Here is a 24,462-nt window from a genome sequence, read left to right on the forward strand (position 1 = left end):
CAGAATCAAATTAAACTCTGTTTTGCTCCTTTTTATTTATCTTTTTGTTTTAAACACTTTAAAATTAATAAGGTGTAAAATAACAAGGATTACAATTGCACTAATAATGATTGTTAGATAAGGCATACTGTTATATTCTCCTTTTACATTTACCAAAGGTGTAACAATACCTCCAAATAAAAATTGCACAAGTCCTAATAAACTTGAAGCACTACCATTACCAGTGGTACTTTCCTCCATCGCAATAGAAAACCCTAAAGTAGCTACACCTGTAACTGGAGCTACTAATGTTATAAAACCAATCACTAAAAAAATGAATGATCCATGTTGGATGAGCGTTAACGAAACAATACATACACCAATAATTTGGATACATGTCAATAACCTTAAAAGTGTTTGCGTATGAATATAATCTACTAATTTTCCTGTTAATTGACTAGAGACGATTAATGTTATTCCTATTCCAGCAAACATCCAACTAAAATGCAGTGGAGAGACACCATAAATTTTTTGAACTAAAAACGGTGAAGCAGAAATATAACTAAATAATAAAATAAATGAAACACCTTGTATGAGCATGGGTAGCACAAATCGTGGTGTACCTAATAAGCTTTTAAAATTCTGAAATATCACTTTGATACCACTGCTATCTCTATACTCTAAACTTAACGATTCTGGTATTTTTGTTAGACTCCCCATTACCATTAATATACCGAAGATAGTTAATATAACAAATATGACTCTCCAAACTGCTACACTTAAAATGATACCTCCAAGCGCAGGCGCAATAACCGGAGCAACACCATTAACTAGCATTAATAAAGATAGGAATTTAGTTAATTCATTACCTTTATATAAATCACTTGCAATGGCTCTTGAAATAACTGCCGCGCCTCCCCCAGTAATACCTTGTAAAAGTCTTAAGATAATCATAAGCCATATGTTATGAACAAATATGATTCCGAGACTTGCAAGAGTAAAAATGGTCATAACGATAATTAAAGGTTTTTTACGCCCCAAACTATCGGAAATCGGTCCTACAAATAAATTACCAATTCCAAGACCAATCATAAAAAACGATAGTGTTAATTGAGCATGAGCTGTCGTAGTGTTGAAATCATTTTTCAATTCAGGTAAACCGGGTAAGAACATATCAATCGCTAAAGGTCCTATAGCAGTCAACATACCTAGAATAATAATAAATAACAAGGAATGCTTATCTTGGTTATGTCTTTGTTCCATTTAAATATTCTCCTTAGTATCTATTTAATGTTTATAATTTGTAATATTCCATTATCTTTATTTTCTTCTATTTCATAAGTGACATATTCTATTTCTCCGCGTTGATTAATTTGTTGTACTTTAGCTTTAATAATATCTCCACTTTGAGTTGCACTTAACAACTGTGAGAACTCAAAATGCTTTGAATCACTTAAATGATTTTTTATATCTATATATGCATCAGACTTATTTTTTAGAAATGGACTTATTATATCAAAATTTTGTTGATTAATAGCATTATTTAGAGCATAAGCATATTGATTAAAAAATGGTTCTAACGTAACTCTAAGTATACTTTCTTCTTCAGTTTTCTTTGAAACATAATCAGAAATTTTATCTTCATCAAAGTCCAGTATGGCACTATTAATGTTTCCTAAATCTTTTGCTTTTATTGTTTTACTTGTAGACGTAAATGTTTTGTCTTTAACCATACCTGTAGCTGAAACACTAATGTCTTTATTTTGAGGATATGGACCATATATTTTTGATGCATCATATTTCATTTCTTTATCATTAATAGTTACTTTTAATGTGTTTTTATCTAAGTCACTTTTACCCTTTAATTTAACTTTAAGTGCAGCTTCGTTAAAGTTCTCATTAACATCCACAGTATTTCCTTTAGCATATCTAAAATCAAATTTCATTTGACCTGTAAAATGACCATATTCCGTGTCTTTTTCAGCATCGATAGCATAAACACCTGGAATGTATTTGCCAATAGAAGTTGCTTGATTCGCCTTTGCATGAATGACTCTACGTTTTCCACCAGCTTTAAATTTATATTTTGTATCTATTTTCGGCTTAACAATAACCGTTTTTGTAGGTGGTCTATAACTCATGTTATTAAAGATTAAAAAACGCGTTCCATTTTTACTAATTTTTAATACATTTTTATCTGTTTTTGTTTGTATATAGGCAGAATCATGATTACTTTTATTTAATTTATCTGTTGTGTGTTTGACATCGTGAATAAATTTCATCATTCCAACTTCATCTTTAATATATTGAATATAAACACTTGCTTCTTCATCATCTACAGGAACATCTTTAGTACTAATTAATGTCGCTACTTTTTGAGCGTCATTGTTATCAATCGCGTTTACAAGAATTTTAGTTTGAGCTTCGGGGGAATTGAAATTTCTTAATAGTATGAAAACAATAACAATTAAAACAACAATGAAAGCTATAATGACCCACGGAATAAACTTTTTAAATTTTAAATTAGATTGTTCTGATTGAGAGGACGATGTTGCTTTATTTTTTTCTTTTGGTATCATATTTCCACAATTAGAACATTGCTTATCACTTTTATTTAATTCTTGTCCACAATAAGGACATTGTTTCATTTTCTCATCAACTTCCTCTCATAAGATGCAATGTCATTTATATTTTTCACACAAATATTATAACCCTTTTTTCTTGTGGAGATAACTTCCGATTAACGTTTATTTTACCTTAGCATTAAACTGCTTCACACGTTCATCTATAATATAAAGCACACTCAGAGCTTTTTCTATATCACTACTAGATAAGTCTTTAACCATATCATTCACAATTTGACTTATAATTTCGTTATTTTCTTCCGTATATTGGCGCCCTTTCTCTGTTAAGACAATATACTTTAAACGTTGATCTATTTTATCGTTAGGCTTCTGTAATGCAACAAAGTCACTTTCTATTAATTTTTTTATACGACGACTTACTGCCGCTTTATTAACCCCTTGTTTTTCAGTAATTTCTGTTATAGATAAAGCTTGATGATGACTAAGTAATCGTAGTACATTCGATTGCTCAGTAGAAACACCATATTTTACTTGTTGATCTTTTAAAAGTTTAGACGTTAATGTATTTGTATCGTCTATGAAATGTTTCATAAATTCAATATGATTTTTTGAGATTCTATTCATTACAAATCTCCTTACTTAAATAATTTCATATATTATGTAGTTAATTTTTATACTCTGTTAAATAATATCAATAATTTTCCACGTTGAAAACAAATAGAAAAATATAATAGTTGCTAAATTGTGACCCTTTCATTACATTTAAATATATAAATAGATATGAGGTTATTAAATATGCTAGCAATCATTTTATTATTTATTGTTTTAATTATTATCCTAAGTGTTTTGTTTAATATAAGACATTTTATCTCTCTTTCTTTTTTTATTACAAGCGTGATATTATGTTTCACCATTAATCTCATTAATATCATGACCATGACTCTACCAACTGGATTGTTTATATTAATTATCATTTCTACCATCGGTTTGCTTGTCAAACATTCTCATCTATTTAAAATAAAAAAAGGAACCCGTTTCTTAAACAAAATGTTTCGTAGATTAATAAATGGTGTCTTATTTATTGGTATATTTATATATCTTAGTACAATACCATTATCTATTTTAAATGGCATGTTTTTATGGATTGCTTTAATTTTATTTAGTGCTTGTTACACTTTCATTATATATTTAATTTTTTCTTCTGCATTTGGACGTGCTAAAACCCATAAACAATATGATGTGATTCTTATACTTGGCGCAGGTATATTCACTGAAACAGTCACTCCTATGCTAGCCTCTAGACTGGATAGAGCTTTAAAAATCTATAAAGTACAGTCGCATAATTGCAACATATTGGTAAGTGGTGGTCAAGGTCCTGACGAACCAATTTCAGAGGCTTTAGCAATGAAGAATTATCTCATGAAATGTGGCGTGTCATCTTCTTCAATATTGATGGAATCACAATCAAGCAGTACATATGAGAACTTTTTATATTCTAAATCTTTCATTAATACATCGTTTGAAAATGTCCCTAATATTTTATGTGTGACGAGTCAGTTTCATATTTTAAGAGCCTTACGTCTTGCACAAAAGTTAAATATAAACATAATAGGATTAGGAAGTTCAACGCCTTATCATTTTCTAGATAAAGCGCTTTTACGCGATTTCCTTGCACTTATGTATCAATATAAATTACTTTTGACTTTGTATTTAGTTGGACTATTTATAGTATCAATTTGGATATTACTTTAATATACAAAAAGTCTGGATCATTTTCTTATATGACCCAGACTTTTCCATCATATTCATACTACTCACTTTTTAATTAAGTATTTTGCCGTCTTCTAATTTTACGACGCGATCAGCATAGTCAAATAATCGCTCGTCATGTGTAATCATAATACCTACCATCTGTTCAGATTTTATACGTTCCCTAATCATCTCTACTACTTTCGTAGCACGACTTGCATCTAAGCTTGCTGTTGGTTCATCAGCAAGAATGATTTTAGGATTATTTGTAAAGGCACGCATAATTGCTACACGCTGCTTTTCTCCTCCTGATAACATATGTGGAAATGCATTCAAACGATCTTTGAGACCAATTTCTGTTAATAAATATTTAGCATTTGAAGCAGCTTCTTTTTTATTTACTCCCGCTTCCTTAGCAATAACAGTGAGTTGCTCTTCAACAGTTAGATAAGGAACAAGGTGTGATGCTTGAAAAATAAAACCAATATCATTAAGTCTTAATTCTGTACTATTTTTATAATTTGAATACAAATCATGACCTTCATATAATATCTTACCATCAGTAGGTGTCAACAACCCACCTAATATATTTAATAGTGTCGATTTACCTGAACCTGATGCACCATTTAAAATAATAAACTCTCCTGGTTGAACTTCTAAATTAATATCCTTTAATACGTTTGTCTTCGCTAAACCTTCTCCAAATGTTTTACTAATATGTTCGAGTTTTAATGTCATTATTCCATACCTCCAATAGCATCAATTGGATCCACTTTTAATACTTTGATAAATGATAGTAAGGCACCGATACATCCTACAATAAGAAAAATAACAATCATTAATAAAATTGTACCGTAACCTAAATAAAATGGCATAGTCACTGGCATAATTAAACTTAATATTAAAATAAGTATTGTGGCTAAAATAACACCCACCATAGTAGTTAAAATAATCTCTATAATTAATGAGCTTAATAAATGTCTCGTTTTAATTCCTACTGCTTTTAATATACCTATTTGTGAGATTTTTTGGATGGTCATAACATAAAAGAATGCACTTAATACAATTGCTGTAATCACGAACAAACTAATTATCATTAAATTCAATGGCATTTGTTCTGCTTGGTAACTTGCAATGTTATCAGTCAATGTTTTTTCATTAACAGTTGTTACATTAGAAATATCATTTATTCTATTTTTATCTTTTTTACTTAATTCTTTAACTGGATAGAATGTAGAATAATTTTTATTAAGTGCTTTAAAATCTGAATGATTCATCATAACCATTGAGCTATGAGAATACATTGTATCTTCAATAATACCACTTACTTTATAATCTTCTTTATGACCTTTAAACTTAATCGTATCCCCTTTTTTTACATCTTGTCCTGTTAATTTATCATTTATTGCAACTTCATGTGAGTGATTAGGATATCGACCTTCTTTTAAAGAGGGACGACCTTCTTTAGAGGTAGAGAAAGTAAGAATATCTTGATCTTGTTGTTTTAATTTTAATGTTTGAGGTCCAAGATGTGTTGCTTGTTGATTTATAATATCTTCTATCTTATTTTGTTGATTTGAATCAAGTTGTGATTTTTCAATTTTAGGTTCTTTCATTTTTTCAATAATATATGTTTGTGCATTTTGATTGTTTAAAAATGACACATTTTCTCTCGCTAAACCTTGAGCTAAACCATTAATAAACAATACCATACTCCCTAGTAAAAAGATGATTAGCATAATTAATATATATCGAAATTTATAAAATTTTATTTCTTTCCAAGCTAAATTCATTTCTTTTTTCCTCCCTATTTATCTTTATTAAACAGTATAGAGAGTAAATATGAACTGAATATGAACAACAAAGAAAATTGTCTTAGATTTTAAAGATTCGTATAATAACAAGAAAAGGAGCGAAAAGTAAATGATAAAATGTTTAATTGTAGATGATGATCCAAAACTCTTGCATTATGTTTCTAAACATTTAGAAGCGGATCATATAAAAACAGTGACACATTCGAGTGGAGAACAAGCTTTAAAATATCTTAATCATCATCTTGTGGATATCGCAGTTGTAGATATTATGATGACAGGTATGGATGGATTTGAATTATGTCAATTATTAAAAGATCGCTATCAATTACCAGTTATTATGCTTACAGCACGAGATGCATTAAGTGATAAAGAACGCGCATTTGTCAGTGGCACAGATGACTATGTAACTAAACCATTTGAAATTAAAGAATTATTATTTAGAATTCGTGCCGTTTTGCGTCGTTATCAAATTAATATACAAAATAAGATTGAAATAGGAAATGTTAGTTTAAATGATGAATTTATGGAGGTAAGTGTAGAATCTAAAAAAATGAATCTTCCTACTAAAGAATTCCAACTTCTATTTTTATTGTGTACTCATCCAAGACAAATTTTCACAAGAGAGTCTATTATTGAAAAAATTTGGGGTTTCGATTATGCAGGCGATGAAAGAACAGTAGATGTTCATATTAAGCGTTTAAGAGCACGCTTAAAAAAATTAGAAGCAACTATTGAAATTCAAACAGTAAGGGGCCAGGGATACAAGGTGAATAAAGATGTTTAAAACATTATATAGTCGCATTGCGATTTATACTATTACTGTGATTATTTTTAGTGCATTAGTTAGTTTTTTCATTGCAAATATATATTATCATTTCAATCTCAAAGAAAATAATGACACTAAAATTATGCGTACGTTAAAAGAAGCTCGTACATACGAACATCAACTTCCTTCAAAATACGTAAAGTCTTATTTTCAACATTTAGGACAAATGAATTATCAAATCGTTACCGTCGATAAACAAGGACAAAAAACATTTTATGGTGAACCTTTTAGAAAAGATACACTGTCCTCATCATCTATTAACCAAGTTATGCGTGGTCATGATTATCACGGTATAAAAAACAAACCTTTTGAATTATTTGTGACAGGTTTCTTTGATAACGAAACAGATAACACGGTGGGCATAAGATTTTATGAAGACCATGAACCTATAGCAGTATTTATGCGGCCAGATATAGGTAAAACATTCGGCGAGTTTAGAATATTTTTATTTGTATTACTTATTTTCTTATTGCTGATATCTATTTCGCTTGTTATTGCTTCAACATACTCGATCATTAAACCTATTAAAAAGTTAAAAATGGCGACAGAACAATTAATGAATGGGAATTTTGAAACACCCATTTCTCGTACACGTCATGATGAAATTGGAACTTTACAGTTTCGCTTTGATACCATGCGTCAGTCATTAAAACAATTAGATGACATGCGTCAGCATTTTGTTCAAAATGTTTCACATGAAATTAAAACACCTCTTACACATATTGAAAGACTATTAACTGAATTACAATCTGCGCATTCAGAAGATGAACGTCATAGTTTAATCAATGATATTCATTTAGAAATTACACGTCTTAGTAACTTAATAAAAGAACTACTATTACTATCTGAATTAGATAATGCGAATCACTTATCTGTTGACGATAAATTAGAATTATCTTCACTTATTACTGATATCATTCGACATGAACAATACACGATTGATGATAAATCATTGATGTTATTATCTGATATGCATAACATATATTTCCAGGGAAATCGTCGCCTTTTACATCAAGCATTTTCGAATCTAATTCAAAATGCTATTAAATATTCAGATATAAATGGCATTATCGATATTACTTTGAATCAAGAAAATAATCATATTATTTTTGCGGTAACAAATGAAGGACAAACTATTTCTAAACAAGCGATACCACATCTATTTGATCGTTTTTATAAACTCAATGCTAGTGATAATAGTAATGGTTTAGGACTAGCAATTACTAAGTCCATCATTGATTTACATCACGGTAAAATATGTGTATCTAGTAATTCTGAAAGTGGCACGACATTTAAAATTCTATTTCCACATACCCTATTTTAACTTATTAGACAAAAACAGGCAGTGTTAAAAAGGACACTACCTGTTTTTTTGATTATTTCACATTTAAATATTTTCTTACTTCTTTATTTACTGCGTTATAAACTTCTTCATGCTCATTAAGTTTAAGTCCATACGATGGAATCATCTCTTTAATTTTTGGAATCCAAGCATCAAATTCATTTTTGTAACAGCGTTTTAATACATCTAACATGATGTCGACAGCTGTTGAAGCTCCTGGAGAAGCACCTAATAATGCTGCAAGTGATCCATCATCAGAAGTAATGACCTCTGTACCAAATTGTAAGTTCCCTTTACTATCTTCTGTATCTTTAATCACTTGAACACGTTGTCCAGCAATAACAACTTCCCAATCTTCGTCTCTAGCATTCGGTAAAAAGATTCTTAAATCATTCATTCGATCTTTATGACTAAGCATTAATTGAGAAACTAAGTATTTAGTTAAATTGAACTCTTTAACTCCTGCTGTTAACATCGTCACAATATTATTCGGTTTAACAGAGCGAATTAAATCTAAATTTGATCCTGTTTTCAAAAATTTAGGTGAGAAACCTGCAAACGGTCCAAATAATAGAGAGCGTTCTCCATTTACAAATCGTGTATCTAAATGTGGTACAGACATCGGCGGTGCTCCAACATCTGCTTTACCATATACTTTTGCATAGTGACGTTCAATAACGTCTTCGTTTTTACAACGTAAGAAAAGACCACTTACTGGGAAACCACCTACATGTTTAGACTGCTTAATTCCAGTTTTTTGTAGAAGTGGAAGACTTGCTCCTCCAGCACCGATGAACACAAACTCAGATTCAAACGTATGAATTGTATTAGAGTTCAAATCTTTGACAGTCACTTTCCAATAACCATTGTTCAATCGTTCAATATTTTGAACTTCTTGATGATACGTAACGTCTACATTACGTTCTTTTAAATTAGAAATTAATTTTTTAGTGAGTGCTCCAAAGTTTACATCTGTACCAGTTTCATCACGAGATAATGCAATAGGAACGGGTGATGTTCTACCTTCTACCATTAACGGCACCCATTCATCAATTTGATCCCGATCTTCTGTGATTTCCATTTTTTGAAATAAAATATTTTCTTTTAAAGCTTTTACACGTTTTTTCAAAAAGTCTACGTTTAAAATACCTTTAACAAAGCTCATATGTGGCACAGATTGAATAAAATTACCTGGATGTTCTAGTTGACCAGTTCTGACTAGATAAGCCCAAAATTGTTTAGATACTTGGAACTGTTCATTAATTTTAATTGCTTTTGTTACATCAATACTGCCATCTTTATTTTCTTTTGTATAATTCAATTCACATAGAGCTGAATGACCTGTGCCAGCATTATTCCAAACATTTGAACTTTCTTCACCAGATTGTTCTAATTTTTCAAATATTTTAATTTCTTTGTCTGGAGATAAGTCTTTTAGTAATGTTCCTAATGTTGCGCTCATGATTCCGCCACCGATTAAGATGACATCTGTTTTGCTATGTTCTATACTCATAACAACCCAGTCCCCCTTTTATAATCACATCTTCAGTCGAAATAAACACGACCATTTTTAATTTAAAACGCTTTCTTTAATTGATAAAAAATAAATATTAATTTGACGTTAAAAGCGTAAATAACATTTTAATTACTATAGTAATTATATACATAATTTCTCTTTGAAAAAAGTATTTACACGAATTATTACATTATTTCGTTTCTATTTTCAAAAATATTTTAATTTTATTATAAAGCTTACAATATTTATACAGTTGGTTTATTACATGCTATAATTTTTATAATATTATTAATAACGAGGTACAATCATGAAATCATTTACTTTTTTAATGCATAATATATACGCCTTAGGTGGCACAGTTAAAGCAATGACTGAATTAGCAAATACCTTAGCGGACAAAGGTCATAACGTTGAAATTATTTCTATTTTTAGAGCTAAAGATATGCCTTACTTCAAACTCAATTCTTCTATTAAAATAAAACACTTAGTTGATTATAGACTAAAACCACAAAATGTGATTTCTATCTTTATGAATCGACTTAATAAATACACTCCTTTATTAAAGCCTATCTACCTTTCAAAACATGAGCCTGGTTTAAATCAATTCTCCAAGTATATTGAACATAAACTGATACGTGCAATTAATGATATAGATACCGATGTACTCATAGGTACAAGAGCAAGTTTTAATATATTTATTTCTAAATATTATCATGGACATGCAATGACAATAGGTATGGAACATATGAATTTAAATGCCTATCCCAAAGCGTATCGACAAGAAATATTAGATGCTTATCAACATCTAGACGCACTAACCACTTTAACTCTTACTGATAAAAACCATTATGAATCATTCATTGAAACACCTGTATATGTCGTTCCTAATATTATTCGAACTAAAAAATTAAATCTACCTAAAAAAAATATTATTTTAAGTGCCGGACGTCTAGAATATGAAAAAGGTTATGATATTTTAATCGAAAGTGTCCAACTCATTAAAGATACGCTTATACAGAAAAATTATAAAATAGAGATTTATGGTGAAGGTCAAGAACATCAAAATTTACAAGAAACTATTAATCATTACCAGCTTAATGACTTAATAACCATACATCCAGCCACTCAACACCTTAATGAAAAATTAGCGCAAAGTCGAATGACTGTCGTCCCTTCACGAAATGAAGGGTTTGGAATGGTCATATTAGAAGCAATGGCTCAAGACAATATTGTTATTAGTTTTAAAGATACACTTGGACCTTCACAACTGATTCAACATAATAAAAATGGTTATTTAGCAGACTATGCGAATGCACAATCATTAGCAAAATATATTGATCTTGCTATTCAAAAGAAAGAGCATTCAGAAAACATGATTAAATCAAGTCATCGAACTCTTGAACATTATTCTCCAGATAAAATTTACGATTATTTTTATTCTATTTTCAAATAAAAAAGGATTGCAATCGGAATTCTCCGAATTGCAATCCTTTTAATGATATCTACATAAATATAGATAAGATAAATGTCCAAATACAGATAAAGATAAGTAATCCTATACTGTATTTCAGAGTCATTTTAAGTAATTCTGATTCTTTACCCACTTGTTTTACAGCTGCTGTTGCAATCGCAATAGATTGTGGTGAAATCAATTTAGCTGCAACCCCACCAACAGTATTAGCTGCAACAAGTAATGGTGCACTTGTACCAATTTGTTGTGCTACAGAAGCTTGGATTGGTGCAAATAGTGAGTTGTTGTTTACTACTGAACCTGTCATAAACACACCAATCCAACCTAATACTGGAGATAAGATTGGGAAGACGCCACCTGCTTTTGCAATACCTTGACCCATAGCTGCACTTAAACCACCATAAGTTGTGATTTTAGAAATTGCTAAGATGAAGCAAATTGTTACAATTGGTAACCATAATTCTTTAAATGCTTCAACAAATAAACGACCTGCATCACCAAAGCTAACTTTTTTAGACATTAATACTGTAATAATAATTGTTAGTAAAATGGCAGTACCAGTTTGACCAATAAAGTTAAAAGTTAACATAATTGGTTTGTGTGTAACATCACTGTATGTGCCTGGTAAATTGAAATTAAATACTAATGCTGATAAAGGACCATTTGGTGCAAATAAGTTTTTGAAGAAAGTTGCACTCCAAATCATAACAATAATCGTTAAGATAATGAATGGACTCCATGCATATAGAATTTCTTTACCACTATGCGGTTTAACTGCTTCTGGTTTAACATCTTTTTGAATTCTAAAGATATTTTTCGGTTGAACTTTTTTAGAAAATACTGCTAAAACTCCCATTGTTACTAATGGTGGAATAATATCAGCTAATTCTGGTCCAACAAATACTGTAATTAAACCTTGTAATACAGTAAACGTAATTGATGCTACCAAAATTTGAGGTAATGTTTCTTTAATACCTTTAAATCCATCGATAATAAAGATTAATAAGAATGGAATAATAAAGTTAATAATTGCCAAAGTTAAAGTAGATGTTTGAGAAACAGCCATAGCTTGTACGTGACCTGGTAAATGAAGTGTATTCACAATACCTACTGGAATACCGATTGCACCAAATGCACCTGAAGCCGCATTAGCAATTAAACATAACATTGCTGCTTGTAAAGGTTTGAAACCTAATTGAGCAAGTAATAATGCACAGATTGCAATTGGCACACCAAAACCAGCAGCACCTTCTAAGAAACCATTAAACGCAAAACCAATTAATAGTAATTGAATACGTTGGTCTTGAGAGATACTCATGATACTATCTTGAATCGTACTAAATTGACCTGATTCTTGAGTCGTTTTATATAATAAAACGGCCATAATAACAATATAACCAATGGGAATAATACCTTGATAGAATCCCTCGATTACACCGCCTGTCGCAATACCACCTGGTAATTTAAAGAATGGGATAGCGATAAGTAAAGTCACTACTAAAGTAGTAATTGCTGCATAAATACCTTTCATTTTAAACACTGTTAAACATAACAAGAATAAAATGATTGGAATCGCTGCAATCAAACTAGATAACACTAAGTTACCAAAAGGGTTAAAAGAATGTACTAACATAGTTTAAACGCTTCTTTCCTTAATATTTTATTATATTGATGAATTATCTAGCTAAACAACTAAAAATTCACTTTTATAATTTTAACAGGTATTCACAAAAATTAACATATTGTATTCAAGTTAAAATTAGAATATTACACTTTTTATTTTTGTGAATATTTTCACAAAAATAATATAACATTTCTTATCACAATTGACAATACTGTAAAAATAATTTATGTCAACAATAGTAGTAAAATCTATTTGAATTTTCATTAATATATGATTTTATATGATCATTCATGTAAATATGAATTTTTTAAAAGTGCATGGTAAAATAAAAATATGAAATTTAGGAGTTAAAGGATAATGCATAATGATTAAACAAATAAATATATCTAATATGGCACATCTAGATATACAACTTAATAAAGCTAAATCTGCAGGGTATTCACATTTTATCCCCTATTCTAACGAAATAAAAATTAATCAAGACATGCTTAATGCTGTCCCATTAGGTGAACATTCTATTGCGGTTGATTACACAATCCATGGTGTTTACCTTAATGATTGTCGTTATTTTGGGAATGATAAATTAAGTTTTCTCGCTTGGATGAATAATATTAATCATTATCCAAATATCATTTATAATATTGATACTGCGCTGATTTACCTTTCAAAATATCAAATTCAATCTATTATGGATCTAGCAGTCATCACTATTTTAAAAAATGAGATCGATATAGATGGACATGTTGTTTTTGATTTTATTGAAGAATTACAGACATCTAGTTCATTTTGGAATTCATTAGATACACGAGAAATTAAAATTGCCAATCACTTTGATTTAAATAAATTAGCTTATATCCACGGCCATTCGATTCCATTTCCTAAATATAAGCATCCATTAGCTGACGAAACTCTTCGTTTTGCTGATAGCTGGCTTGTAACAACAAAATTTAAATTACCTAAATGGATGTACAATAAAATTCATCAACGTGCTATTCAAAATCATAAAAAATTAAGTTATATCTATACTAAAGATACATCCAAATTGAAAAATCATGTCGTATTTTTAGGATTCGATTATGGCTATAGAGGTAACTCTAAATACCTTTTTAATTATTTTGTAAAACGAAATCCAACAACAGAAGCTTATTACATTACTGACGATAGACGTGGACCGTATTTCCTTCCCATTGATGCAGAACATAATAAAGAACTTATTGAAACTGCAAAAATTGTAGTCATTGAAAGTTATATGCCTGAAGCTTACCAACCTAATGGTACAGTCATTCAATTATGGCATGGTACACCTATTAAAGAATTATTTTTAGATAGTAAAGAACCTTATCAAAATCAAACTATTTATAATTACAGAGCAAGAAAATATAATAAATGGAAACACCAATCATATGTCTTATTAGATTCAAAAGCTTCAGAAGGTTTATTTGAGACTGCTTTTCCTAATGAAACGGTTCAATTTCTTCCTTTTGGTTATCCAAGAGTAAGTTATTTACTAAACTATAAAGATAATCAAAATCAGCAAAGAAAAATACGTGAAAAATTAAAACTCAATCATACAAAACCTGTTTTATTATATGCGCCAACATGGCATAAAAATACAGAATCATTTACGCCTTTAACGATGACACCAGAGTTACTAGAAAAATACTATGTGATATATAAGGGGCATATTGAAGGTGATGATGCTATTCCAGAAGGTGTCATTGAGGCTCCTATGGATATCGAAACACAAGACTTAATCTTAGTATCAGACATTGTACTTACTGATTATTCTTCTATCATTTTTGATGCCCTAACTATTGATAAAAAAGTTTGTTTATATACTCCTAACCACGAAGAATATAAAGAAGAACGTGGCGTCTATATTGATGTGCTGAATAGTCTAGCAAAAGTTTGGTACACAGACGAAGAATTGTTACTAAATCATTTAATTCATGATAGGATTCCTACCATTCATCAACATGCACTTATAAATCGTAATAATCAATCTCTAAAAAAATTAACTCAACTTATGAGAGATATTTTAGATAAATAATAAAGCACTAAGCGTACAGAACTTTTCTGTACGCTTAGTGCTTTATTGTGTTATTTTAAATTTCTTTTTCCATAATTAAATCCGTGTCTATTACATTACCATTAATAAAATCATGTTGTCCTGTAATTTCAAAGCCTTGCTTTTTATAAAAGCTAATGGCAGAAGGATTATTTTCCCAAACACCTAACCATATTTTTGATTTATTATACTCCCTTGCTTTATCAATAGCTAATTGAATAAATTGACTTCCTCTTCCTCCACCTTGGTAATCCTTATCAAAATAAATGCGTTGAATTTCTAAATATTGATCACCTTTTGGTTCAGTTTGTGTTTCATTAATATTTAATTTTAAATAACCAGCAATCTCATCATCGACCTTATAGAAATAGTGAAATGATTGGTGATGTTCGATTTCTGATAATAACTTCGTTTCATTATAGTTTTCTTTAAAAAATTTTTTAAAGTTTTCATCAGTATAACTACCTTTAAAAGTATCATAAAACGTTTTTTCTGCAATTTTTCTTAACTCACTTACATTATCTTTTTTAATTTCTTCAATTTCTTCTTTCATATTTTCCCTCTTTTTATTGTACTTATTTTCCTCAAAACCAGATAATATCTTATTCCTTATCAAACACATTTCAAACACTATATTAAATTATTTTTTTATAAATTAAAATATGTATTGATAATAATTATCAATAAGTATAAAGTAAAGATAGATTATATTAAAGTGAGGTGTTTAAGATGTTTCATGAGTTATTTATATTAGGCATTGCTGGACCTACCAGTTTAGTCATTATTAGTATTGTTGCATTAATTATTTTTGGTCCTAAAAAATTACCACAATTTGGTAAAGCGATTGGCAGTACTTTAAGAGAATTTAAGTCTGCAGCTGAACACATTGATTCAGATGAGGTGGAGGAAACACCCAGTAAACATTCTAAACAACAGCGAGACAAATCAAACTAGTTCGACCTTACTCGAACACTTTGAAGAATTAAGGCGACGTTTAATTAATATACTTATTTCATTTTTAATTACTTTGCCGTTAGTATACATATCATCTAAATGGTGGATCACAACTTTTGTTTACCATATTAAACGCACTCAAGTTGTTTTACATACTTTTTCATTCACTGAAATGATTCAAGTCTATATACTAATCATTAGTTTTGTAACTTTGTGCTTAGTTCTTCCTATTATTTTCTATCAATTATGGGCATTTATATCACCAGGGCTTCATCGACGTGAACGTTTTTTTATTTATAAATATAGTTTATTATGTACTGCGTTATTTATCATTGGTGTCGGTTTCGCCTATACTATCGGATTTCCATTAATTATAAAATTTTCATTAACATTATCGAAAACAATGTATATTCAACCAGTGATTGGTTTTAATGCTTATTTACATGAATTAATAAGGTGGTTATTTATATTTGGTGTCGTCTTTCAATTACCTATGTTTTGTATGGGACTAGTTAAAATGGATGTAATAGATATTAAACAATTACACCAATATCGCAAATATATTTATTTTACTTGTTTCATTATTGCTAGTATTCTTGCACCACCAGATATCACTTTGAATCTATTTTTGACTTTACCACTCATTATTTTATTTGAAATAAGCATTCTTTTAACTAAAATAACTACTCGACATTAATGAATTCGAATCAAATGCAAAAGTCTCAAACGAGTAAATTAATCTACTCGTTTGAGACTTTATTTTCAATTTAGATATGATGCTTTGTTTTAGTATGTTTTACAGTGAAATAAGCAATTAATAGTATATAAATTAATTGTGCACTCATCGTTTCAATACTTGGATAAAAACCAATGATATTAAGTGTTGGAATATGCTCAATACTATGTTGTGTTATCATTCCAAGTAATTGTAATTTTTGAATACTAATTCCTAACATTTTAAATGCCATAATAAATATTAAAATAGAAAGTACTCTAAAAATAAAATATATAGGTATCAATCGTATAACTGTTTTGAATAACAATGTAAATATGCTTAATATAACAATGGCTAGTATAATTCCTATAACAAAATCTAAAGTTTTTATACTTCCCATCATTCCCATATAAAAGATAATGACTTCAACGCCTTCTCTCAAAACGGATATTAATCCAATTGTACCTAATAATGCTAAGTTTCGATTACTTATTGCATGGTGATACATTTGTTGAATCATATCATTCCATCGCTTAGCACTTGAACGTCTATGCATCCATATACCCACAATATACATTAAAACAACTGCTATTATTCCTAGTGCTGCTTCCATACCTTCACGTAATAATCCATTATTTCCTAGTACTTGAATAAAGATAAGTGCTAATGCGAGACTTAAAATCAAACCTAATATAGCGCCACCAATGACACTTGTTGTCCCTTTAGTGTCTCTAACATTTCTTGTCATAGTTGTTAATGTCAATATGATTAATAATACTTCTAATCCTTCACGTAAAAATATAATCATTACATCTATAGATGAATATGCGTCTTCACTTACAGTATCTTTAATTTCAGAATTTATTTTTATTAAACTTTCTTTAATACGATCTTTATTACTATTATCTAAAATACTTTGATAATATGGAATTTTATCTTCAATTTTTGTATATAAACTACTGTTTTTAGTTTGAATTTTGCCTTCAACATAAGGCCATATTTGTATAAATTTAGTCAGTGCCTCATCTGATTGTTTTAACTGATGACTCTCGATACCTTTGATTGCTTTCTCTAATTCAATATTAAGTTGGGTAACTTTATATTGATTTTTTTCAGTATTGGATTGCTTTTTATCAACAGTATCAATACTTGTTTTAAATGTCTTCCAAGCATTATCTACTTTTTTTATGTCTAATGGTTCTTTTTGAATAGCTACACGTAACTGCATCAAGTATACTTCTATTTGTCCATATTTATTTTCATCATAATTTCTGATGGCCGTTTCATGTTTTTTCCAAATTTGATTTAACATATTATTAATAGATTGTAATTTTGATCTATCTTTATTTTTTACAGCTTCTTGCATGATATTATCTTTTGCGTTAATTTGTTTTTTTAAATTTCTAATATCTTTATCAATATCATCAGTCGATACAGAACTTTCGTAAACGATGAGAGATTTTGTTAACTCCGATAACGATTCGATTTGTTTATTTGTAGTCGTTGCTTGATCAATCATATGAAGTTTCGATTTAACATCTTTTCCTTTTTTATTTTCTTTAATATTTAAAGACATTATTTTATGTTTTACTTCATTCAACACGTTTTGTTTTTCGTTATAATTTAATTGTTTGTGCTCTAACGTCGATTTCGCATCAGAGATAGCTACATACGCATCATTTAATTGACTATCATTTGCAACACTAACTGAAGTCAATGAAAACAGACGTGTAATAATGATTAAGAGAGTAATTATCGATATCCTAATTAAAGAGTGTTTCACCGATATAACCTCCCTTTTGTATCCCTGGTAATACAAGAAATGATGCAGAACCTCGATGTGTGATATATTCATTTAATTTATCATTGTGTCCTAAATTATTTTGAATATCGATAAACTGTTGAATAGATTTTTGGAAACAAATAAACATGAGTCCAGTATCTAAGTCACCTGTTTTAGCATTTGTACCATCATTATAATTATATGCTCTACGTTTAATAGAAGTTTTTACTTCACGAGCTAAACGTGTATGCGCATTCTCATCGATAACATACTTGCCCTTATTATTTTTAGCATTTAAATCAATATTATCGAATTCTTTCTTACCTGTTAGAGGTGCACCTGTAGAACGTTTACGACCAAATGTTGCTTCTTGCTCTTCTAATGCGGTACGATCCCATGTCTCAATATGTATTTGGATTCGTCTTATAATGCAATACGTTCCATTTTCTGCCCATCCATTATCAATAAATACATATTTTTTCAAATCGTTATTTTTTCGTGGATTAACTGTACCATCTTTAAATGCCATTAAATTTCTCGGTGTTTCATTTTTTTTAGCAGAAATAAAACCATGTTGTGACCAACGAATTTTAATGATGTCTCTAAAAGGTCGTATTAAGTTATGTATAGCATGAAAAGTAACTTGAGGATCATTTGAACATGCTTGAATCATAATATCTCCATCACTATACTCTTCATCTAATTGATCATTAGGAAAATGAGGTATATCTCTAAAATCAAATGGAATTTTAGATGATAATCCTATTTTTTTCAAAAAAGACTTACTCACGCCATATGTTAAAGTGAGTTTACTAGCATCTAATCCTATTGATTCACCAGTATCTACAGGTGGTAATAGTGTATTGTTACTATTTCCCCCAATAATAGCACCGTCAGTCATACTAACAGACATTTGAGTCCATTTTTTAAACATATCTTTAATTAATGTTTGATCTTTGGACTTTAAATCTAATGCAATGAAATTACAATTTTTTTGAGTTGGTGTAGTAATACCAGCTTGAATATGTCCATAAAATTCATATGAATCGTTTTCTTCACTTTCAGGAGTATCAAACATAGATTTAAACGAAAAGATACTGCCTACACTACTTGCTCCAATAACAGCACCAGCACTTCCTATACCTAGTAACTTTAAAAATGAACGTCTAGTCATTTGAGGGTGATTTTTATGATTTATATTACTCATTCTGTAATCACAGCCATTTTACTTAATGGTTCTCCTAGTGAGTTAACTGCATCTGATAACGCTTTTCTATCTTCTTTAGTTATTGCACTATAATCTTTATAACCATTATTATTTTTATATTTATTAAGTAATTGATTCACTTTATTAAAATTATCCATAATTGTAGAACTCAATTTTTTGTCTTTCTTTTCTAATTCAGATTTAAATAATTCATAAATTTTTTGAGCACCTTCGATATTTGCTTTAAAATCATATAAATCGGTGTGAGAGTATATCTCTTCTTCTCCAGTAATTTTTGATGTAGATACTTCATTTAATAAATCCACTGATCCTTGTAGCATTAACTTAGGTGTAATATCTAATGTATCTATTTTAGCATCTAATTCTTTAGCATCTTTTAGTAATTGATCAGCATCCTTCTTAGTCATTTCATCTATTTTATTTTCTTGATAAAGAGATTTTTCAATTTTATGATACCCTGTCCACTTATCTTCTTTTTTCTCTTCTTTCATATCAGCTAGGCGGGCATCGATTTTAGGATCTAAATCGCCAAATGCTTCAGCTACGGGTTCAGAACGTTCATAATACATGCGTACTTTAGGATACAAAAATTTTGCTTTTTCAATATCATCTGCTTTTATTGCAGATACAAATTCTTCAGTTCCTTTTAAAAACTGATCTAACTGTTCATTTGTATATTTTCTATATTCTTTAGCTGCTTTCTGTAATGCTACTTTATTCTCATTTGTAGATTTTTTTGAAGTTTTCTCATTAGCATTATCGTGATTATTATGACCACAAGCTGTTAATAGTAGTGATGATGTTAGTAAAATAGTTGGTAATTTCTTCATAATAAATTCACCTCATTAAAATTTAGTGATTATCTTTTGATGTTAAATATTTTAAAATGTATATTCTCTACATCTAAATTTTAAAATTGCAGTTTTATATCTCTATCAACATGATTATTATCAAGTGATAATCATTATCAATAAAATTATATATTTATGCTGTTTTACTGTCAATATAATTATTTTTTATCAAAATACAGACTATTTTATATTTAATTTATATAAACTTTTTAACTTAATGACTCATTTAAAATGTGGTATGGTTATTTAGGATATGCAATTAACATCTAATTTTTTATTTTTAAGGAGTACGATTTTATGAGTGTAAATTTCAAAGCGTTTATGGTTGAAAAAGATAATGATGGCACTGTCACAAGTGATTTCAAAGATTTATCAATCAATGATTTACCTGAAGGTGAAGTTTTAATAAAAGTTCAATATTCTGGTATTAATTATAAAGATGCCTTAGCCACTGTTAAAGATAGCGGTGTACTTAAATCATATCCAATGGTTCCTGGAATTGATTTGGCAGGTACAGTCGTAGAATCTGATGACCCTACAATCGAAAAAGGTGAAGAAGTTATTATTACTGGCTATGATTTAGGCGTCAATCATTACGGTGGATTTAGTGAGTATGCCCGTGTTAAATCAGATTGGATTGTTAAATGTCCTGAAAATCTAACACTTGAAGAAGCGATGATTTATGGGACTGCTGGTTACACAGCTGGTTTAGCAATAGAAAAATTAGAAAAAGCAAACTTTATGACACTTGAAGGCGATAAAGTACTTGTACGTGGCGCTTCTGGTGGTGTTGGGTCTTTAGCTGTAATGATGTTAAATGAACTTGGTTATAAAGTTGTAGCAAGTACTGGAAATAAAAAAGCTACAAATAAATTAAAAGAATTAGGAGCAAGAGAAGTTATCGATCGTATTTCTGAAGATAGTAATGAAATATTAGGAAAAAGAACTTGGCAAGCTGCTATTGATCCTTGCGGTGGTCCTGGAACACCTTATATAGCAAAGCATCTAACAAATGGTGGCGGTGTTGCATTAATTGGTATGACTGGAGGTAACCACTTTGAAACTTCAGTATTTCCATTTATTCTTCGCGGTGTAAGCGTCGTTGGACTTGATTCAGTTATGACACCAATGAAATTACGTCAACGTGTATGGAGAAGATTAGCAACTGATTTAAAATCTAATAAATTACATGAAATTAAAAATACAATTGCTTTTAAAGATTTAAAACATTCTATTGAGACAGTACTTAATCATGAAAACGCTGGAAGAATTATTATAGATTTTGAAGCATAGTTCATATTTATTTAATAAAAAAAGAGCAAGAAACCCAGTTTATAGTGGTTTCCTGCTCTTTATTTTTAAAGATACTAAGTTATATCTTTTTTATCTTTTATTCTTGTTATTTTTTTGTTTTTTTCTACGATTTTTTAATACTAATCCTAGACCAACTAATAGTGTCATTAATTCAATCTCTAATTGAATAGATGTACTTTCTGAACCAGTATCAGGTAATCTATGTGATTTAGATAAATGACTGTTATTAGATTGAATACCGTCAATATTTGATTGATTTTGATTATTGTCTTTATTGTTATGACTTAAGATGTTTTCAATTTTATCAATATCAAGCATATTCAATTTGTCCATTAATTGTTGGATAATTGAACCGATATCATCAATATGTGATTTATCAATTTCTTTTAACGTATCACGTCTAAGTTTTTCAAGATAATCAATTAATTTAGCTTTTTGTTCATCTGTTAAATCTTTGCGTGCTTTAATTTCTTTAATTTTATTATCTATTAACGCATTAGTAATTTCTTTTGCAACAATTTTCGCTATATTATCTTTGCCCTCTTTAAGTTTACGGTTAATTTCATTGATGTCATTGGCGTTATCAATGTTTTCAAGCACTTTTTGTAAAGTTTTATCTATTTCAGCTACCACTTTTTGTTTCTGAGCATCAGTTAAGTTAGAATTATTTAGAATTTCTTGATGTTTTTTATTAGCAAAATCAATAATTTCTTGTTTAGCCAAAGTTTTAGCATCAATTAATGCTTTTAATTTATCGATTTCTTTTTGAGTATTATTTTTAATCTTATTAAGGTCTGTTAATGTAGTTGCATTATTAATCTGACCTTTTGCATTTTCAAGAAGACGCTCTAATTTAGATTTAAGTTTTTCTTTATCTTCTTTAGAAAGATTAGGATTGTTGTCAATTTCATCTTTCAATCGGTTAACTTCATTTTCTAACTCTACTAAAGCTTTTTGTTTAGCTAATTCAACTTGATGTTTTCCATCTAAATCATATTTTGCTTTTTTAATATCTTGAATTAATTTATTAATTTCTTCAAGTGATGCATTTGTACCAATACCTTTATTTATTAAGTCTTCAGCTTTTTTAATAAGTTCATCGTAAGCGGATTTTTTATCTGGTGAAGCTTCTGAATAATTAACAGAATGCTTGATATCTAAATTATCAGCTATTTCATCAATTAAATGTTTCATAGCTTTATCCACTTCTTTAGCTTTATTAATAATTATATCTAAATTATCACGTGAATTTTCATTATCTACCATATTGTTAAACGCATCTTTTTGTGCATTGTTCAAATGTTCTAAGTTTTCCAATATGTGTTTAACATTATTTCTAGCATTTTGTAATTTTTCTGCACCATTTAAATTATTTTTAGCATCAATTATCTTATCTTTAAGTTGATTTATCACGCTAGGATCAATAATAGGATTTTTTGCATCATTAATTAGTTTTTCAGCTTCTTTTAAAGCATCATCATAGGTATCTTTTTTATCTTTATCTCCATCAGTATAATTAATACTTGCTTTGATTTTATCTTTTTCAGCGATGTTTTCTTTTAATTGTTTCATCGCATCATTTAATAAATTAGTATTATGTTTAATATTTTCTAATTCATCAGAAGTTGTAGAAGCTTTTGTCTTTTCTATTAATTTATCCTTCTGTGATTCTGTTAAATCAGTTTGTTGTTTAATTTTTTTAATGACAGCATCATAATCTAATATTAAGTCATGTTTAGCTTGTTCAAGTTCATCTTTAGCACGTTTCACATTTTCGATAGTTTTATGAATTTCATCAACTGTTGAAGTTAGGTTATCAATAACTTTTTGTGCATTAGCTAATGTATCTTTTGCTTGACTTAATTTATTTCTATAATTTTCAACAGAATCACTAGTCATATTTTTAGTTTCAGGCACCTGATTAATGCTTGTTTCTAAATTGTTTTTAGCATTATTCAATAAAGTTTTGTCTGGAATTAAATCATGTTTAGCTTGTTTTAATGCAACTGTAGCTTCATTTACTTTAGCTATTGCTTGCGCAATTTCCCCAGATGTTGCATCGTCATTTTCAATCACTTTTTGTGCGTCTCTGCTGACTTGTTCTGCTTCTGCTTTTTTCGCTCTATAATTATCTGCTGTTGCTGGCGTCATTCCTGGCGTTGGATCTTCCTCGCTAGTCGCTGCATCTAATTTCGCTTTTGCTTTCACTAATTCACTGTTGTTTTCTTTGTCGTGAAGTAAACTAATGGCATTATCTAACTTAGGTTGTACCGCGTCAATTTTTGCGATAGCCGCTGTTACTTGTGCTGGTGTCGCATTGTCATCATGAATCACTCTATCTGCTTCTGTTTTCGCTGCTTCAAGTTCATCATGAATTTTAGCCATTTCATTATTATATGCAGTCACGCTCGCCGGTTGTTTACCTTCGGTAACTCCCACATGATTTAATCCTGGACGTTTTTGTTCTAACACTGACTTATCTGCTTTTATTGCATTTTTTGCTTCAGTTAATTGAGTTAATGCTTCTTCTACTTTCGCTTTCTCATTTCTGATTTCTTCAGCTGTCGCATCTCCATTGTTAATCACGCCTTGGGCTTCTGCACTAATTCGCTCTGCTTCTGCTTTTTTCGCTCTATAATTATC

20 protein-coding genes are annotated in these 24,462 nt (G+C 29.4%); 8 read left to right on the top strand and 12 right to left on the bottom strand.

Features of this window, described 5'->3' with window-relative positions; translation table 11 throughout:
- Positions 1-36: 36 nt before the first annotated feature.
- From HMPREF3131_RS05140 to HMPREF3131_RS05150, 3 genes are all read right to left on the bottom strand, one after another.
- Complete coding sequence (locus HMPREF3131_RS05140; protein WP_017174923.1) at positions 37-1,242, bottom strand: putative multidrug effflux MFS transporter TcaB; 1,206 nt, start codon at positions 1,240-1,242, stop codon at positions 37-39.
- Between the two features lie 20 nt (positions 1,243-1,262).
- Entirely contained in the window at positions 1,263-2,627 is a 1,365-nt protein-coding gene (locus HMPREF3131_RS05145; protein ID WP_070436509.1) for a membrane-associated protein TcaA, read from the bottom strand.
- Positions 2,628-2,726: 99 nt separating this feature from the next.
- Positions 2,727-3,188, bottom strand: coding sequence for a MarR family transcriptional regulator TcaR (locus HMPREF3131_RS05150; RefSeq protein WP_017174925.1), 462 nt, complete (start codon positions 3,186-3,188; stop codon positions 2,727-2,729).
- A 171-nt stretch (positions 3,189-3,359) separates the two neighbouring features.
- On the opposite strand from HMPREF3131_RS05150, the gene HMPREF3131_RS05155 reads away from it, so the two are divergent.
- On the top strand, positions 3,360-4,316 hold the full coding sequence (locus tag HMPREF3131_RS05155) for a YdcF family protein (RefSeq protein ID WP_019834777.1): 957 nt from the start codon (positions 3,360-3,362) through the stop codon (positions 4,314-4,316).
- A gap of 69 nt (positions 4,317-4,385) precedes the next feature.
- On the opposite strand, the gene HMPREF3131_RS05160 is transcribed toward HMPREF3131_RS05155, so the two are convergent.
- The gene (locus HMPREF3131_RS05160; RefSeq protein WP_017174927.1) at positions 4,386-5,051 is read right to left on the bottom strand and encodes an ABC transporter ATP-binding protein; all 666 of its coding nucleotides are present in this window, start codon (positions 5,049-5,051) and stop codon (positions 4,386-4,388) included.
- Complete coding sequence (locus tag HMPREF3131_RS05165; protein ID WP_019834776.1) at positions 5,051-6,106, bottom strand: ABC transporter permease; 1,056 nt, start codon at positions 6,104-6,106, stop codon at positions 5,051-5,053. The genes HMPREF3131_RS05160 and HMPREF3131_RS05165 overlap by 1 nt, the downstream gene beginning before the upstream one ends.
- A gap of 130 nt (positions 6,107-6,236) precedes the next feature.
- On the opposite strand from HMPREF3131_RS05165, the gene HMPREF3131_RS05170 reads away from it, so the two are divergent.
- Together HMPREF3131_RS05170 and HMPREF3131_RS05175 are read left to right on the top strand one after the other, a co-directional pair.
- Complete coding sequence (locus HMPREF3131_RS05170; protein WP_049415276.1) at positions 6,237-6,911, top strand: response regulator transcription factor; 675 nt, start codon at positions 6,237-6,239, stop codon at positions 6,909-6,911.
- Complete coding sequence (locus tag HMPREF3131_RS05175) at positions 6,904-8,277, top strand: sensor histidine kinase (RefSeq protein WP_049415270.1); 1,374 nt, start codon at positions 6,904-6,906, stop codon at positions 8,275-8,277. Before HMPREF3131_RS05170 ends, HMPREF3131_RS05175 begins: the two co-directional genes overlap by 8 nt.
- Before the next feature lie 52 nt (positions 8,278-8,329).
- Here HMPREF3131_RS05175 and mqo read toward each other — a convergent pair whose 3' ends face one another.
- Positions 8,330-9,808, bottom strand: a complete 1,479-nt coding sequence (gene mqo, locus HMPREF3131_RS05180) for a malate dehydrogenase (quinone) (protein ID WP_049415265.1) — start codon at positions 9,806-9,808, stop codon at positions 8,330-8,332.
- Positions 9,809-10,118: 310 nt separating this feature from the next.
- Here mqo and HMPREF3131_RS05185 point away from each other — a divergent pair, with 310 nt between their 5' ends.
- Complete coding sequence (locus HMPREF3131_RS05185; protein ID WP_070436510.1) at positions 10,119-11,264, top strand: glycosyltransferase family 4 protein; 1,146 nt, start codon at positions 10,119-10,121, stop codon at positions 11,262-11,264.
- 49 nt (positions 11,265-11,313) lie between these two features.
- Here the strand turns inward: HMPREF3131_RS05185 and HMPREF3131_RS05190 are convergent, their stop codons facing one another.
- Positions 11,314-12,915 (bottom strand): L-lactate permease, encoded by a 1,602-nt coding sequence (locus tag HMPREF3131_RS05190; protein ID WP_049334634.1) that lies wholly within the window; start codon positions 12,913-12,915, stop codon positions 11,314-11,316.
- A gap of 355 nt (positions 12,916-13,270) precedes the next feature.
- Here HMPREF3131_RS05190 and HMPREF3131_RS05195 point away from each other — a divergent pair, with 355 nt between their 5' ends.
- Positions 13,271-14,956, top strand: coding sequence for a CDP-glycerol glycerophosphotransferase family protein (locus HMPREF3131_RS05195; protein WP_048680374.1), 1,686 nt, complete (start codon positions 13,271-13,273; stop codon positions 14,954-14,956).
- Positions 14,957-15,011: 55 nt separating this feature from the next.
- On the opposite strand, the gene HMPREF3131_RS05200 is transcribed toward HMPREF3131_RS05195, so the two are convergent.
- A complete protein-coding gene (locus HMPREF3131_RS05200) occupies positions 15,012-15,527 on the bottom strand; it encodes a GNAT family N-acetyltransferase (protein WP_070436511.1) in 516 nt (171 codons plus the stop codon).
- Between the two features lie 176 nt (positions 15,528-15,703).
- Between HMPREF3131_RS05200 and HMPREF3131_RS05205 the strand changes: the two genes are divergently transcribed.
- On the top strand, positions 15,704-15,928 hold the full coding sequence (locus HMPREF3131_RS05205) for a twin-arginine translocase TatA/TatE family subunit (RefSeq protein WP_017174935.1): 225 nt from the start codon (positions 15,704-15,706) through the stop codon (positions 15,926-15,928).
- On the top strand, positions 15,870-16,625 hold the full coding sequence (tatC, locus tag HMPREF3131_RS05210; RefSeq protein WP_170076295.1) for a twin-arginine translocase subunit TatC: 756 nt from the start codon (positions 15,870-15,872) through the stop codon (positions 16,623-16,625). The genes HMPREF3131_RS05205 and tatC overlap by 59 nt, the downstream gene beginning before the upstream one ends.
- Before the next feature lie 70 nt (positions 16,626-16,695).
- Here the strand turns inward: tatC and HMPREF3131_RS05215 are convergent, their stop codons facing one another.
- The 3 genes from HMPREF3131_RS05215 to efeO are packed head-to-tail and all read right to left on the bottom strand — an operon-like array spanning position 16,696 to position 20,484.
- Positions 16,696-18,426 (bottom strand): FTR1 family protein, encoded by a 1,731-nt coding sequence (locus HMPREF3131_RS05215; RefSeq protein WP_070436512.1) that lies wholly within the window; start codon positions 18,424-18,426, stop codon positions 16,696-16,698.
- Positions 18,407-19,633: an iron uptake transporter deferrochelatase/peroxidase subunit gene (gene efeB, locus HMPREF3131_RS05220; RefSeq protein ID WP_070436513.1), complete on the bottom strand. Its 1,227-nt coding sequence runs from the start codon at positions 19,631-19,633 to the stop codon at positions 18,407-18,409. The genes HMPREF3131_RS05215 and efeB overlap by 20 nt, the downstream gene beginning before the upstream one ends.
- Entirely contained in the window at positions 19,630-20,484 is an 855-nt protein-coding gene (gene efeO / locus HMPREF3131_RS05225) for an iron uptake system protein EfeO (protein WP_048680382.1), read from the bottom strand. The genes efeB and efeO overlap by 4 nt, the downstream gene beginning before the upstream one ends.
- 318 nt (positions 20,485-20,802) lie before the next feature.
- On the opposite strand from efeO, the gene HMPREF3131_RS05230 reads away from it, so the two are divergent.
- The gene (locus tag HMPREF3131_RS05230; protein ID WP_002448474.1) at positions 20,803-21,798 is read left to right on the top strand and encodes an acrylyl-CoA reductase family protein; all 996 of its coding nucleotides are present in this window, start codon (positions 20,803-20,805) and stop codon (positions 21,796-21,798) included.
- Between the two features lie 90 nt (positions 21,799-21,888).
- Here HMPREF3131_RS05230 and HMPREF3131_RS11315 read toward each other — a convergent pair.
- Positions 21,889-24,462, bottom strand: a 2,574-nt coding sequence (locus HMPREF3131_RS11315) for a DUF1542 domain-containing protein (protein ID WP_256262190.1), incomplete at its 5' end; no start/stop codon positions are given.

It is taken from the genome of Staphylococcus sp. HMSC14C01, from assembly GCF_001808085.1.
In the GTDB taxonomy this organism is placed as follows: domain Bacteria; phylum Bacillota; class Bacilli; order Staphylococcales; family Staphylococcaceae; genus Staphylococcus; species Staphylococcus hominis.